Source organism: Bacillus sp. FSL R5-0443 (assembly GCF_038608285.1).
Lineage (GTDB): Bacteria > Bacillota > Bacilli > Bacillales > Bacillaceae > Bacillus > Bacillus velezensis.
This window is the reverse complement of sequence record NZ_CP152013.1, coordinates 333689-349539: the sequence shown is the minus strand read 5'-3', so window position 1 is coordinate 349539 and position 15851 is coordinate 333689. Positions and strand designations below refer to the sequence as shown.

General features: G+C 49.2%; 7 protein-coding genes. 4 read left to right on the top strand and 3 right to left on the bottom strand.

Annotation, left to right across the window (positions count from 1 at the left end; all coding sequences use genetic code 11):
- Positions 1–3: 3 nt before the first annotated feature.
- A complete protein-coding gene (srfAA, locus tag NYE28_RS01825) occupies positions 4–10758 on the bottom strand; it encodes a surfactin non-ribosomal peptide synthetase SrfAA (RefSeq protein ID WP_094031492.1) in 10755 nt (3584 codons plus the stop codon).
- 591 nt (positions 10759–11349) lie between these two features.
- Positions 11350–11712 (bottom strand): helix-turn-helix domain-containing protein, encoded by a 363-nt coding sequence (locus tag NYE28_RS01820; protein WP_007409352.1) that lies wholly within the window; start codon positions 11710–11712, stop codon positions 11350–11352.
- A gap of 231 nt (positions 11713–11943) precedes the next feature.
- On the opposite strand from NYE28_RS01820, the gene hxlA reads away from it, so the two are divergent.
- The 4 genes from hxlA (at position 11944) to comJ (ending at position 14348) form a co-directional block, all read left to right on the top strand.
- A complete protein-coding gene (hxlA, locus tag NYE28_RS01815) occupies positions 11944–12579 on the top strand; it encodes a 3-hexulose-6-phosphate synthase (RefSeq protein WP_015239130.1) in 636 nt (211 codons plus the stop codon).
- Positions 12576–13133 carry a 6-phospho-3-hexuloisomerase gene (hxlB, locus tag NYE28_RS01810; protein ID WP_007409354.1) on the top strand — a complete coding sequence of 186 codons (558 nt, stop codon included), beginning with the start codon at positions 12576–12578 and terminating at the stop codon, positions 13131–13133. The genes hxlA and hxlB overlap by 4 nt, the downstream gene beginning before the upstream one ends.
- Positions 13134–13491: 358 nt before the next feature.
- Entirely contained in the window at positions 13492–13929 is a 438-nt protein-coding gene (locus NYE28_RS01805; protein ID WP_342490271.1) for a NucA/NucB deoxyribonuclease domain-containing protein, read from the top strand.
- Between the two features lie 20 nt (positions 13930–13949).
- Positions 13950–14348 (top strand): competence protein ComJ, encoded by a 399-nt coding sequence (gene comJ / locus NYE28_RS01800; protein WP_007609299.1) that lies wholly within the window; start codon positions 13950–13952, stop codon positions 14346–14348.
- A 40-nt stretch (positions 14349–14388) separates the two neighbouring features.
- Here comJ and NYE28_RS01795 read toward each other — a convergent pair whose 3' ends face one another.
- Entirely contained in the window at positions 14389–15825 is a 1437-nt protein-coding gene (locus NYE28_RS01795) for a family 1 glycosylhydrolase (RefSeq protein ID WP_076425807.1), read from the bottom strand.
- Positions 15826–15851 lie beyond the last annotated feature (26 nt).

Sequence of the window (15851 nt, the reverse complement as noted above, 5' to 3'; positions counted from 1 at the left end):
CTGTTAGAGAATTTCCATTAATTTATCAAGTTCATCAAGCGTCAGATCATCATCGCCAAGATCGCTAGGCGTAAGCTCAGGTCCGTCTTGGGCCAGGCAGTGATCTATGATTTTCAAGAGGTGCCCTTTAAAACTGTCACTGAACGATTGAATGGTTTTTTCATGAAATTCGAGAGAATGATAGGCAAACGTCATCGTCATCTGCCCATTTTCTATAAATCCGACAATATCAAGCGCATTCGGCTTCTCTGTGTCAGGGCTCAGCGATTGTCCTGACGGCATCCCGGATCTTGTAAATAAGCCGGAATCCGACATCTCATTAAACTGGCCTAAGTAGTTAAAGCTGATATCCGGATCAATCTCAAATGAAAGATTCTCTTTATGCTCAGGCGCCGTTACATAACGCAGAATGCCGTAGCCGACTCCTTTGTTCGGGATGTGTCTGATGTCTTCTTTCATTTGTTTCAGCTGATATGAAAGATCGTCGGCGTGCTTCATCTCAAGGATCATCGGATACATGCTCGTAAACCATCCGACCGTCCGGGTGATATTCAGGCCGTCAAGAATGTCTTCGCGTCCGTGGCCTTCCAAATGAACGCCGATCGTGTCTTCACCCGTCCACTCTTTCAGCGCCAGTCCGAGCGCCGTGAGCAGGATGTCGTTCATTTCGGTGTGATAGGCTTCATGTACGTTTGTCGTCAGCTGTTCAGTTTGTTCAGGCGTCAGAGAGAAGCTGACCGTTCTCGTATGTCTCATGCGCTGATCACCAGACTGCCTGTCTTTCGGAAGCTGAGTGCATACCTCTTTTTCCTCAAGCTCTCTCCAGTAATCCGCTTCTTTCAGAAACGCCTTCGTATTTGCGTATTCTTTGATTCTCTCGGCAAATTCGGCGAATGAATGTGTTTTCGGCGGCAGCGCCGGTTCATTGCCTTGCTTCAGCTGCGTATACACGGACGTAAAGTCCTCCAGTAAAATCCGCCAAGATACACCATCCACGACTAAGTGATGGATTGCGAGAAGAAGGTGGTCTCCATCTTCAGCCCGGAAGAGCCCGGCTTTCAAGAGATGTCCTGTTTCCAGTGAAATACTGCTTTGAAGACGGTCTGCTTCCCTTTCGATACGATCCTCATGGTCTTCAGCAGGTCCGTTCAGCTCAAAGACGTTCAGTTCAACAGACGCATCCTCAAGCCCTCTGTAATACGGTTTTTGTTCACGATAAATCATCCGGAGCGCATCATGGTGCACCGTCAGGACATGTAATGTTTTTTCTGTTATCTCCGGATCAAAGCCGTCTTTCGCGTGAAGCATGACGGATTGGTTCCAGTGGTGTTTGTCCGTAAAGTTCTTCTCAAAGAACCAGCGCTGGATCGGCGTTAAGGCCGCTTCGCCTTCGACAGGGCCCTGGTCGGCCTGCTTGCCTTCCGTCCGCTCCACATAGGAGACGAGCTCTTCAATGGTCGGATGCTGGAAGAGATCTTTCATCTCCAGCTTGTAGCCGTGCTGGTTCAGACGGCTCGCCATTTGGATGCCTTTGATCGAGTCCCCGCCGAGCGTGAAGAAATTATCGCTTACGCCGATCTGGTCAAGACCGAGCACTTCCTGCCAAATGTCGGAAAGCAGCGTCTCCATCTCCGTTTCCGGCGCTTTGTATGCCGCGCTTCCCGCTTCAATGTCAGGCGCCGGCAGGGCTTTTTTGTCAATCTTTCCGTTTGCGGTGACCGGAAGCTCGTCCATCTCCACCCAGAACGCCGGCACCATGTAGTCAGGCAGCGTGTCTTTCAGCGCGGATTTGAGCGCTTCAATATCGTCCTGCTGAGGCGCGACATAGGCGCAAAGCGCGGTATTGCCCGCTTTGTCTTCCACGGCCGTCACCGCTGCGTCATGAACGTCCGCAAGCTGGGCGAGGCGGACTTCGATTTCTGAAAGCTCGATCCGGTAGCCCCGCACTTTGACCTGCTGGTCAATACGGCCGATGTATTCGATGCCGCACTGCGCGTTCCATTTGACGAGGTCGCCGGTCCGGTACATGCGCTCGCCGGGCACGAACGGATCTGCGGTAAACCGCTTCGCCGTTTCTTCTTCACGGTTCAGGTATCCGCGCGCCAGACCGCGGCCGGCCACGCACAATTCACCGGCAATGCCTTCCGGCTGCACCTGATCGCCGTCGCCGAGAATATACGCTCTCGTATTGGCAATCGCCCGTCCGATGGAAAGCGATCCTTCCTCCGGATTGATGACGCCGCTTGTCGCGACGACGGTGTTTTCCGTCGGGCCGTAGTTGTTGACGATCGTGTACGGCTGTTTCACCGCCCGCTTCAGCTTGTCGCCGCCGACGAGAAGCATGCGGAGAGAGGTATTTTCCAGCTCCATAAATTGTTCGGCCAGCTGCGTCGGCAGGAAAGTGATGGTCACGCCGTGCTCTTCGAAATAGTGATTTAAGCGGGTGATATCCAGCCGGATCGCTTCGTCAATGACGTGAAGCTCCGCGCCGATGGTCCATGTCGGGAACATTTCCCAGATAGAGGCGTCAAAACCGAAGCCCGCGTATTTGGCGCTTTTATCATCCGCCGTCATGGCGAATGCGTCGTGATGCCAGAAACACAGGTTCACCAGCGCATGGTGTTCGACCATGACACCCTTCGGCTGTCCGGTCGTTCCTGACGTGTAAATCATATAAGCGAGATGATCCGCCGTTGTTTCCGTCTGCGGGTTCGCTTCATCGTTTTCATCAAGCGGCAGGCTCAAAATGGAGCGGCTGCCGTCAAGCAGAATCGTTTCTCCGTTGTAGCTTTCCGGCACGTCGAGCGCTTCCTGTGTAAGAAGAAGCTTGGCGCCGCTGTCCTGCAGAATGTAGCTGATCCGCTCTTCCGGGTAGTCGGGATCAATCGGCACAAATGCCGCGCCTGCTTTCAGGACGCCGAGTACGCCCGCGGCCATTTCCAAGGACGGTTTCGTCAAAATGCCGACACGTTCGTCAGCCGTGACGCCGCAGTCCATGAGAATGCGCGCGATCCGGTTCGCCCTTGCGTTCAGCTCGCCGTACGTCCATTTCGCGCCGTTGTATGCCGCGGCCGGCCGGTTCGCGTAGCGGGCGGCCGTTTCTTCAAAGAGACGGTGAACCGTTTTGTCCCGCGGCACAGAAAGTGTTTTTCCCTTCCATGCGTTGAGGAGAGCTTGTTTTTCTGTTTTATTCACCAATGAAAGCTCAGAAAGCTTCGCAGCCGGATTTTCCGCTGCGGCTTCTAACAGTTGAAGCCAGTAATGCTTCCATGTCTCTGCCGTTTCCGGTTTAAACAGCGCGGTGTTATATTCAAGCACAAACGTTAAACCTTCGTCTGTGTCCTCAGCCGTCATTGTCAGGTCAAACTTGGCTGTTTTTCTGTCAAACGGATGGTGCTTCAGCTCAATTCCTTCCATGACCAGATCTTCCGCATTTGCATTTTGCATTGAGAATACCGCATCAAACAGCGGATTTCTGCTCGTATCACGCTGCACCTCAACCTTTTGCAGAAGGTCTTCAAGCGGATAATCCTGCGCGTCAAATGCATGTAAAGCGGTTTGTTTTACTTCTTTAAGATAGTCCGTGAACGTTTTGTCCGCTTCCGGATACGTACGAAGCGCGAGTGTATTCACAAAAACACCGATGACGTTTGCGAGATCCGCATGTGACCGTCCCGCAACCGGCGAGCCGACAATGATGTCATGCTGTCCGCTCAGTTTTGATAGAAAGGCGCTGTATGTCGCCAGCAGCACCATGTACATGGTAGAATCCGTTTGTTTCGCAAGACTGCGAAGAGCCGACGTCTGTTCCTCAGTCAGAGAAAAGACCAGCTTGTCTCCTTCAAAGGTTTGCACGGCCGGACGGCTGTAATCAGCCGGCAGCGTCAATACCGGAAGCTCGCCGTCAAGCTCCCGAAGCCAATGCTCCTCCTGCTTGCGGTACTGCTCTGATTGAATAAATTTCTGCTGCCATACCGCATAGTCTTTATAATGAATCCGCAGCGGCTCAAGCGTTTCGCCGCCATACAAGCGGGACAGTTCATCTATCAGCACGCCGACTGAAGCGCCGTCCGAAATGATATGGTGCATGTCAAACAGCAGCAGGTGGTCATGTTCAGCCAGCTTGACCAGTCCCGTTCTGACGAGAGGAAGCTGATCCAGGCGGAACGGCCGGATAAAGCTCTGAATAATCCGTTCAGCATCTTCTTCAGAGGCTTCATAATATTCCATGTCGATATCAGCTTCCGTCCATATGCGCTGAACCGTTTCCCCATCCTTTATGTCAAATGTCGTTCTGAAGGCTTCATGGCGTTCTGTCAGCTGTTTCATGACGGATTTCAGCTTTTCCGCATCAAGCTTTCCTTTTAAGCGGAGCACAGACGGCATGTTATAGCTTGTTTCAGCGCCTTCCAGCTGCTGAAGCACGAACATCCGCTTCTGCGGTGAAGAAACCGGATACGTTTCCCGCTCGGCCGCCGGTGCGATGCTCTCAGCCGCCTTCCGCTCAGCCCCTTCAATCAGCTGCGCCAGCCCCGCGGCCGTCGGAGAAGTGAACAGATCCTTTAAGGTAAGCTGCACGCCGAATGTCTTCTGGATAAGGGCCAGCAGTTTCATCCCCGCTAACGAGTGGCCCCCGATCTCAAAGAACTGATCATGGACGCCGACCCGCTCCATTTGCAGCACCTCAGCCCAAATATCCGCCAGTTTTTGTTCTGTTTCATTGCGCGGCGCCGTATATGACACGGCATTCGCTGCGGTCACATCCGGCATCGGCAGCGCCCGCCTGTCGATTTTTCCGTTCCCTGTAAGAGGCAGTTCATCCAATTGAATAAAGACGGACGGAATCATATAAGCCGGAAGATCCTTCGCCGTATGCTCCCTCAGCTCCCGGGAAGAGATTTCCCTGAGGCCGACAACATACGCGCAAAGAAGTTTGTCACCCGCACCCTGATCCACAGCGAGCACAATACATTCCTGAATCTGGTCATGACTTTGGAGCTGATGCTCAATTTCGCCAAGCTCAATCCGCTGACCGCGGATTTTCACCTGATGGTCGATACGTCCGATAAACTCGATATCGCCATTCGGAAGCCATCTGGCCAAGTCGCCCGTTTTATACATCCGTTCACCTTCCTTAAACGGATGCTTTACAAATTTTTCTTCCGTCAGTTCAGGACGGTTGTAGTAGCCTTCTACGAGTCCTTCCCCGCTGACGCACAGCTCTCCCGCGATACCCGCCGGCTGAATGCGTCCGGCTGAGTTCATGATAAAGACTTCCGTATTGCTGACCGGTTTACCGATCGGAACGGAGAGCGTATCCTCTTCAATGACATCCACCGGATGGTATGTCGCAAACACCGTGCTTTCCGACGGACCGTACATATGAAGCAGTCTTCCTTTTCCGACTGCCGCAAGCGCCTTTTTGACATGTTCTACAGACGCTCTTTCGCCCCCGAACATGATTTTCCGAAGCGTCGTCAGACAGGACGGCTCCATATCAACAAGCAGGTGGAACAGGGCCGTCGTAATCATCAGAATGCTGACGTTCTCCCGTTTGATGACACGGGACAGGCGGGTCATGTCCAGCACCGTATCTTTCGGGACGATCACAAGCTTTGCACCGTTTAACAGCGAACCGAACATATCAAACATAAAGGCGTCAAAGACGTAGTTTGACAGACCGAGCACTGTATCTTCTTCAGAAACGGTCAAATAGTTCGTGTTTTTTACCGTCCGCAAAATGTTGGCATGTGTGACGATGTTTCCTTTCGGCGTTCCCGTCGTGCCTGATGTATAAGTGAGATTGGCAATCGTTTTGGAATCAAACGGCAATGCTGGATTGTGAGAGTCCTTTTCATAGCTCGCCTCATCATCAGCAAGCACAATGACGCCTTGAAAACCGGCCTTTTCCGCAATCGGCTTGAGGCTTTGCTGAGTCAGGAGCACATTCGCCCCGCTGTCGCGGAAGAAATGCTGAATCCGCTGAACCGGATGCTCAGGATCAATCGGCACATAGGCGGACCCCGCTTTTAACACAGCCATAATGGAAACAATCATATCCATTGACCGTTCACACAGAACAGCCGCGGTTTTTCCGCCGCCTCCGACCGAAAGAATATGCCGCGCAAGCCTGTTGGCGCGTTCATTCAGCTGCTGATACGACAGGGTTTCCCCTTCGAACTGTAGAGCCGTCCGGTCAGGGTTCTTTCGGGCTTGTTCTTCAAAGATCTGCACGATCGTTTGATCTTTCGGGTATACCGTGCGTTCCGGGTTGAACCGCTGTAATTGATTCAAAGCCTCCCGTTCAGAAAGCAGATCATATTCGCTGATTTTCGCATCCGGCTGAGCTGCCGCGCTCTCCAGCAGACGGACATAGTGCGCAAGCATGCGATCCGCAGTTGAGCGCTTAAACAGCTTCGTGCAATAATCCAAATCAAGCGCAATGCCTTCCGCTGTTTCCCGAGCCTGCATGGTCAGGTCGAATTTGGCGATATTGAAGTTTGTTTCATGAAGAGACAGCGTCAGATTACCGATCTCCGCAATTCCGTCCGAAGCATTTTGCAGACTGAACATCGTGTCAAATATCGGATGCCTGCTCATGTCCCGGGGCACGTTCAGCTCCTCGGTCAGCCACTCAAACGGATAATCCTGATGAGAAAACGCATCCAGCACCTGCTTGCGCACATGACCTAACAAGCCGGCAAATGTCTGATCCTGCTTCACGGAGCTTCGCAGCGCAAGCGTGTTGACAAACATCCCGATGAGCCCCTCGGTATCGGAGTGATTTCTTCCCGCTGACGGTGTTCCCACGATGATGTCTTCCTGTCCCGAATACTTAGAAAGCAGCGTATAGTATGCTGATAACAGCACCATGTAAAGGGTGGCTCCGTTTTTCTCGGCAAGCTTCTGCAGCCGTTCCCGCAGCATTTTCGGCAGCTTGGCGGACACGCGGTCACCTTCAAAGCTTTGCACCTGCGGCCGCGGATAATCAGGGAGCAGCTGAAGCACCGGCAGTTCGCCGCTGAAGACTTCTTTCCAGTACGCCCGCTCCTTCTTGTAGCCTGCTTTCGCCCGTTCCGCCTGCCATACGGCATAATCTTTATATTGAATGCGCAATTCAGGCAGCTGATTTCCGCCGTAGATGTCAGCCAGTTCCTTCAGCATGATGGAAATAGACACCCCGTCAGAAATCAGGTGATGCATATCAAACAGCAGCATATGGCGATTGTGACCGAGCGTTTGCAGGCCGATTCTGAACAGCGGCGCCTCAGATAAATCAAAACGGCGCACAAAGTCCTTCATGACCTGTTCATTCGTTCTTCCGCGCGCTTCGATCATTTCAATATGAAACGGAACATGCTCGCCAATCACTTGTCTCGGCGTGCCGTCCTCTGATTGAAACGATGTTCTGAGCGCTTCATGCCTGCTGATTAAGGCAGAAAATGCACGCTCAAGCTTTTCACGGTCTAAAGCGCCCTCAATCATGGCCGCAGCCGGCATGTTATATCCGACTCCCGCGTCTTCAAATTGGCTTGCGATATAAGTCCGCTGCTGAGCGAGCGAAAGCGGATAGCTCGCCTGCTTCTCAGCCGGCTCAATTGCCCTGAATGCCGGTCCTTCGTTTCGGTTTTCCGCATAATCGGCAAGCGCCGCAATCGTCGGATGCTCAAACAAGTATTGCAGCGGAATTTCAACGCCCATTTGCTTATGAATTTTCGTCAGAAGCGTCATTGCCTTTAATGAATGACCGCCTGACTCGAAGAAATGATCATAAATGCCCGCCTTGTCCATTCCGAGAACTTCCTGCCAGATGACGGCAAGTGTTTCCTCCGTTTCATTTCTCGGCGCGGCATATTCGGATGAGCTGACAGCCTGCACATCAAGCTCAAACAGCTTTTTGCGGTCCGCCTTCCCGCTCGGCGTGAGCGGAATTTCGTCCGTTTTTGTAAAGTAAGCGGGCACCATGTAATCAGGAAGGTGCTTGGACACATACTCCCTGTACTCGGCAGGGTGAAACTCGGTTCCTTTTTCCTGAACGATATATGCGCAGACATCTAAGCTGCCCTGCTGATCCGGCCGTGCCAGCACGACGGCCTGCGCCGCGCCCGGAGCTTTTCTGAGCACCGTTTCAATTTCTCCCAGCTCAATGCGGTAGCCCCGGACTTTCACCTGATCATCTTCACGGCCGATATATTCGATCGTCCCGTCCGGCAGCCAGCGCGCCATATCACCCGTGCGGTACATGCGGCCGATTCCGTTAAACGGGTCCTGCAAAAACTTCTCTGCGGTCAAATCCGGAAGATTTAAATAGCCGCGGCCTACACCGTCACCCGCGATATACAGCTCACCGGCCGTGCCGTCGGGCTGAAGCCGCTGGTGCTTATCCAATATATACAGACGGGCGTTGCCGAGCGGTTTTCCGATCGGAACGTACGCCGCCTGTTGATTCATTCCGTTATCCGCTGACACCTGATGCACGGACGCATCTACGCACGTTTCTGTCGGCCCATAGACATTCGTCAGACGCGGCGTCCTGCCCGATTGATGAAAGAGCGTCATCAGCTGCTCGGCAACAGCGGCGGACAGGCCCTCTCCCCCAATGAGCATGTGGCGCAATTCAATTCCGCTGACATCTCCCGCCGCAACCATCATCTGCAGATGCGCAGGCGTTCCGTCAGTGGCTTCAATCCGGTTTTGACGATAATAGTCCAGCAGTGCCGAGCCATTCGTTACAGTCGTTTTCGGCACGATATAAAGCGTCTGTCCCAAAAGAAGCGAGGCAAAAATCTGTTTGACGGACGCATCAAAATGAAACGGAGCCAAAAGCGCCATTCTTAATGTCTGCTCACCGCATTGATAAATCTCCTGCTGCAGTGATTGCACCAGATGATGAACTTGCCGGTGCTCAATCATCACGCCTTTCGGCCGCCCCGTTGTACCTGACGTATAGATGATGTAAGCCAGCCGGTCTGATTGTGTGCTGACACCGTCCGCAGCCGTCTCATACTGAACAGCCTCGTCAAAATCAATCCGTTCGGCATCCGCTGCGGGCGCCTGTATTCCGGCCTCCGTCAGAACAGCCTTCGCTCCGCTGTCCTCCAAAATGTACTGAATCCGATCCGCCGGAAAGTCAGGATCTATCGGCACATAGGCGCCGCCCGCTTTCAAAATTCCCAATATTGCCGCAATGACACGCTCAGAACGGCCAAGCAGCACCGCGACAGGAGAATCGGCTGATATCCCGGCTTGAAGAAGGCGTCCGGCGATACGGCCTGACTGTTCATGCAATGTGCGATAGGACAATGTTCGGCCTTCATACACAACCGCGGGTTTGTCAGACAGTGACTTCACTTTCTCTTCAAACAGCCCCGGTATCGTCATCTCTCCGCGGTAATTCACCGGATTGCCGGAGGCCCGTTTCAACAGCCGCTCTTTCTCGGATTCAGAAAGAAGAGTAAGTTCATCAATTATGCGATCAGGAGATGAAATCGCATCTTCAATCAGCGTGATCAAACGTTCAGAAACAGATTCAATCTCTTCCCCCTTGAAAATGTCGCTGCGATAGTCAAAATCAATTGTCAATTTCCCGGTGTCCCATCGTTCCTTCACATGAATTGAAATATCATTTGTACCGCTTCCGCTGAAAATAGGGTCTGTCAGGAAGGACAGATTCTCTTTTTTCTGCCACTGCATCACCTGGTACTCCAGAGCCACCGTAAACAATCTGCTCAGCGAACTTTTCGAAGCGCGCAAATCATTGACAAGCAGGTTATACGGATACTTTTGGTGGCGGAGAATTTTCATCAGATCCTTCATCCGGCCTTTAACGAATTCCAAGAACGACTGTCCTCCGTCAACGCTTGTCCGCACAGGCACCGTAGATACGAACATCCCGAGCATCTGCTTTTCTTTCGCATTCGTCCGGTTTCCCATAAACGTACCCGTGACAACGTCATCCCGGCCGGTCACTTTGTAGAGATAAGTGATCAGAGCTGACTGGAACAGAGATAGTACGCTGACTTTATGCTCCTCGCAGAATGAATGAATGCGGCCATATAAGTCGTGAGGAATTTCTTGAGAAAACCGTTTCGCATCAAGACCCGCATCTGCCTGGCTCCGTTTCAGGGACACAAGCTCCGGCACGGTCTCAAACTGCCCGTTCCAAAAATCCCGATCCTTTTTAAACCGCTTCGACTGCACATATTCCTGCTCTGTCAGCACGTGCTCGATAAAAGAAGGAATCTCCGTCTGTTCCTCACTTGTCCCGCCTGAAAGCTCCAAATAAATATCAGTAATCGCATTGCCCAGAATCGTCATGGAAATCCCGTCTGAAATAATGTGATGCACATTAGCGTAAAACCAGACCTCATTTTCACTGATCGTGTGCACGGAAAAACGGAATAAATCCTGATCATATAACGCCAGAGGCTTGCCAGCTTCTTCACGCCCCCATTTGGACAGCTCGTCCGCAGAGCAGCCGGCTTGCCTGATATCTGTGTGCCCGATAGAGAGCGGACGGTATTCGCTCACATATTGAACGGGCTCCCCCTCATCATCAAGCCGCAGACGGATTCTCATCGACTCATACCGCCGGACGAATTCCTGTATCGCTTTCTCAACGTAATGAGCCTGTACGCCGTCTTCAGAAATGAGTTTCCCGAACCCGGCAAGATTTGAAATACTTGTGTTCGGATAGAATTTTTCTGTATACCAGATACGTTTTTGAGCATTTGTTAAAGGATAAAAAGTTATTTCCATATGTGTGCGCCTCCCCTTTTTAAGATAAAGATGTCAATTCTCCCTTAGAAACAGCCTCCCTCTATGTCCCTAACTCATTCTCAAGCCAAAAGAACCACTTACCTCCAAAAACGATCCCGATTCAATCACCGCCGAAATCCGTCATCCGTTCACCCGCGCAGTCCGAAATGCGGCATCAAATTTATGAGAAATCAAGACAAAAAGCCATTGATTGTAAGCACGAAAGGTTTACCTATTTCTGCATGTATTTCTATATATCTACTTACGTTCACTTTATATGAAAATATTGTTTTTATCACCGAAAAATGGGTGAAAAGTTTCATGCGGCACACCGAAAAAAATTCCGACAAATCCAGAGGGTATTTTGCGGCATCCCGCAATTTATTTTCAAAAATATTATTTACGTAAAATTAAAAATCTTTAAACTATAATGAAAATCTGTCGAATATCCAGTTATGGCAGAATGAAAAAAATTTACGTACGTAAGCTGACCCGGAAAAAACAGCGCAAGAACCGAAACAGACAGTCCGAATGTTCGCAATATGATTTCATTAAACCGCAAAAAAAGCACTCTATTTTACATAGAGCACTTCAAAAAGATTCCTTTATTGCAGTTTTATCAATGTTGATTAATTCCATATAATCTTTTCCCCACTTATACATGGCGTCCAGAATCGGCATAAGGCTTTCTCCTTGCGCCGTTAAAGAATACTCCACTTTCGGAGGGACGACAGGGTAAACTTCCCTGTGAACGATCAGATCCTGCTCCAGCTCCCTGAGCTGATTCACAAGAATTTTGTGCGTAATATCCGGAATTAAAGCTTTCAGCTCATTAAACCGCTTCGTCCCTTCTTTTCCCAAGTGCCACATAATCAGCATTTTCCACTTCCCGCCTATCACGGCAAGCGTCAATTCCTTTTCGCAATTAAACGTTTTCTCATCCATTCGGCTCACGGACAATTCTCCTTCCTCTTACTTTTTGTACGGTCATCATCTATTCATACACGCTTACTTTTTCACACAACTTTCATCAGTTTATACTACCACGCAGTTTTGCTGAAACAAAGCGCATTGCCTGCGGGGACAGTATCCTCAAAGTAACTATTAGACTTCAAAGTGCGTACTTCTCAACATGCGGGGCACTCTATAGAATGAAAATACATAAAAAAGAGGAGTGGATATAAAGTGGAATTACAGCTGGCATTAGACTTAGTAAATATCCCGGAAGCAATTGAACTTGTGAAAGAGGTCGAACCATATATAGATGTTGTAGAAATCGGCACTCCCGTTGTCATTAATGAAGGCCTGAAAGCCGTGCAGGAAATGAAAACAGCCTTTCCTCACTTGAAAGTGCTTGCCGATCTTAAAATCATGGATGCAGGCGGTTACGAGATCATGAAAGCGGCAGAAGCGGGAGCCGACATCATCACCGTTTTAGGAGCGACAGACGACTCAACGATCAAAGGGGCGGTTGCCGAAGCAAAAAAACAGCAGAAAAAAATCCTCGTCGACATGATTAACGTAAAAAACCTTGAAACACGGGCAAAAGAAATTGACCAACTCGGTGTTGATTATATTTGTGTTCACACAGGTTATGATCTTCAAGCAGAAGGAAAAAATTCATTCGAGGAACTGACGGCGATTAAAAAAGCGGTCAAGAGCGCTAAAACCGCAATTGCCGGAGGCATTAAACTTGATACGCTTCCTGAAGCCATCAAACAAAACCCAGATTTAATCATTGTCGGCGGAGGCATTACGGGAGCTGACAATAAAGCGGATGCTGCTGCTAAAATGAAACAGCTGATCACACAAGGATCATGAAAACGACTGAATACTTACATGAAATACTAAATGAAATATCCCGCACCGCAGCATTAATATCCGACAGTGAAGCTGACAAGCTTGCGGATCAGATTTTATCGGCAGATCAAATCTTCACGTCCGGAGCGGGACGTTCCGGCTTTATGGCTAAAGCGTTCGCCATGAGGATGATGCACATCGGCCTGAACGCTTACATCGTCGGTGAGACGCTTACCCCTCCCCTCCAAGAAGGCGGTCTCGTCATCATCGGCTCAGGCTCAGGCGAAACAAAAAGTCTGCTTCATACAGCTGAAAAAGCCAAAAGCCTTAACGGCATCATCACTGCATTAACGATTAACCCCGACTCAAGTCTCGGCAAACTTGCGGATCTTACAATAACGATTCCCGGCTCTCCTAAGGAAGAGACCGGCGGAGACAGAAAGACGATTCAGCCGATGGGTTCTTTATTCGAACAAACTCTTCTGCTGTTTTACGATGCGGTTATTCTAAAAATCATGGAGAAAAAAGAATTGAATTCAGCAGACATGTTTACAAAGCATGCGAATCTGGAATGATTTGCTGACGGCCTTCTTATCAGATGGCCGTCTTTTTATCGTCCTGTTGCGCACGGTGACAAGACGGCCAAGTTTTTCGGGTCGGACACTCGCAGACAAAGATATCCTGCGGTGAGCTTATCGCTATAATAATTCAATTGACGATACACCCGCAACTATTCATTTCTGAATAGGGAAACGGCAAAAAACACTTTCTGATCGAATTTTTAATGAATAAAGTTGATTTGTGCGGATGGTTTTACAGATATTCAGCTGAATTGCGGCTGAGAAATATATTTTAACAGCTTTACAGCCGGCCGATTCTGCTTTATTCTTGGACCAGCTTTACAGCAATTAAAACTGGAGGTGATTGATACTCTTGAAAACATTAAAAGCACTGCTGCTTGTTCTTATCATCATTGCCGGAGCAGTCGCGGCCCTGATCAAGGGTGATCTTTTCTCAGATAACGAGCAGACCGTTCAGAAGAGTGATTACGACAAAGTAATCTTATTTCCGTCCGATCGATATCCGGAAACAGCAAAGCATATTAAGGACGCGATAAAAGAAGGACATTCCAGCATATGCACCATTGACAGAGACGGAGTACATAAGCGGCGTGAGCAATCTCTTAAACATGTGCCCGTCAAAACGGGATACGATAGGGATGAATGGCCGATGGCGGTTTGTAAACAGGGCGGAAACAACGCCTCCGTAGAATATATTTCTCCGGCAGACAACCGCGGAGCCGGCTCATGGATCGGACACCAGCTTACCAATGATCCCGACGGAACGAGAGTATTATTTAAAATTAAGTAAAAAACAGGAGGAACAGCGCATTGATTAAATCATGGAAACCGCAAGAACTGGCCATTTCTTATCATCAATTTACAATCTTCCAAAAAGATTCAGAACCGCCTGTTATCGATTGGACCGATGAAGCCATTGAAAAAGGATATGCGGAAGCTGACGGAGCTGTTTCATTTGAGGCAAGGAGAAATACGAGGGCATTTATCGTTCTCAGGCTTAACACAAGTGAACCGGTACCATCCTATGAGAAAAAAGCGACTGTTCCCTTTGAGGCTGTAAAAGATGGAATTGAGATTGAAAGCGTGATGTCCAAGCGGCTTTTCTTTCATATTCCGAAAGGCCGATACAGCCTTACCTGTTATTCAGTGCCTGCCGAAATATCCGATCTTCATGCGGATACGTATATTATTGATGCAGCCGCAATGTAAAAGAAATCCCTGAGAGAATTATATTTCTCTCAGGGAACTTTTATAAACTTTTACCGTTTGTTTCAATTACATTCTGGTACCAATAAAAACTTTTTTTCCTGATCCGTTTCAAATCCTTTTCATCTTCTTCATCTCGATTGATATAGACAAAACCGTAGCGTTTTTGATAGCCGTTCAGCCAGCTTAACAGATCCGTGAATGACCAGCTGCAGTAGCCGATGAGATGAACTCCGTCACTAATGGCCTCTCTGCACTGTTCAAGATGGGAGCGTAAATAGTCAATTCTGTAGTCATCCTGAATTGAGCCGTCTTCTTCTATTTTATCGAATTCCCCCAGTCCGTTTTCTGTTATAAAAACCGGCAGCTCATAGCGGCTCGTTATACGCCGGAGGCCGATGCGCAGACCTATCGGGTCAATCGTCCAATCCCAATTACTCGTCACAAGGTTCGGATTCTTTTTCGTTTTAAACAGACCTGGTATACCGGTATCCTGGTTTGTCCCTTTCTGACCAGTCGTGTTCATTTTCCCCTCCGATACACCATCAAGAGGATTTCTTTCGTACGTAATCGTCTGATAATAATTAACACCGATAAAATCCGGCTTGCCTTTTGCAAGCAATTCCATATCCCCGGCTTCAATGGCGGGCGCCCAGCCCTTTTCCTTTAAATAATTGAAAGGAATTTGCGGATAAGTCCCCCGGCAATACATATCAAGCCACCAATGATTCATAAATTCCTCTGCGTTTTCAAATGCAGTTATGTCTTCAGGATGACTTGTAAGCGGATAAGCCGGTGAATAAGCGAAGCTCGGGCCGATCAAACCGTCAGGAACATATTGTCTGAAGGATTCAATCGCTTTGGCATTAGCTAAAAATGCGATATGATTCGCTTCATAAAATCGTTTTCTGTCCTTTACGCCGGGCGGATGTGCAGCTGTAATAAACCCGTTATGAAAATTATAATTCTGCTCGTTTAACGTGACCCAGTATTTCACCTTGCCGGCAAATCTTTTGTATAACGCAATGCAGTAATCATTAAAATCATCAATAATTTTTCTTGATTCAAAGCCGCCGTATTCATCCATCAGCGCCTGAGGCAAGTCCCAATGATAAAGAGTCAGCACCGGCTCAATATCGTTAGAAATCAATTCATCGATCAGGTCTTCGTAAAATGCGATCCCTGATTCGTTAATTTCCCCTCTGCCATTCGGAAAAATTCTCGGCCAGCTGACAGAAAAGCGGTAAGCTTTCAAACCCATTTCTGCCATCAAGGCGATATCTTCTTTATAACGCTCATAATGGCCGACTGCCGTATCGCCATTTGAGCCTTTAAACGTTTTACCCGGTATTTTCGTGAATAAGTCCCATACTGAAGGTCCTTTACCGTCTTTATTCCATGCTCCTTCAACCTGATAGGCAGCCGAGGCTGATCCCCATAGAAATGTATCAGGGAACAGGCCCTGTTTTTTATGTATCATGTGTCTCATCCTCCTGATGCGTATGA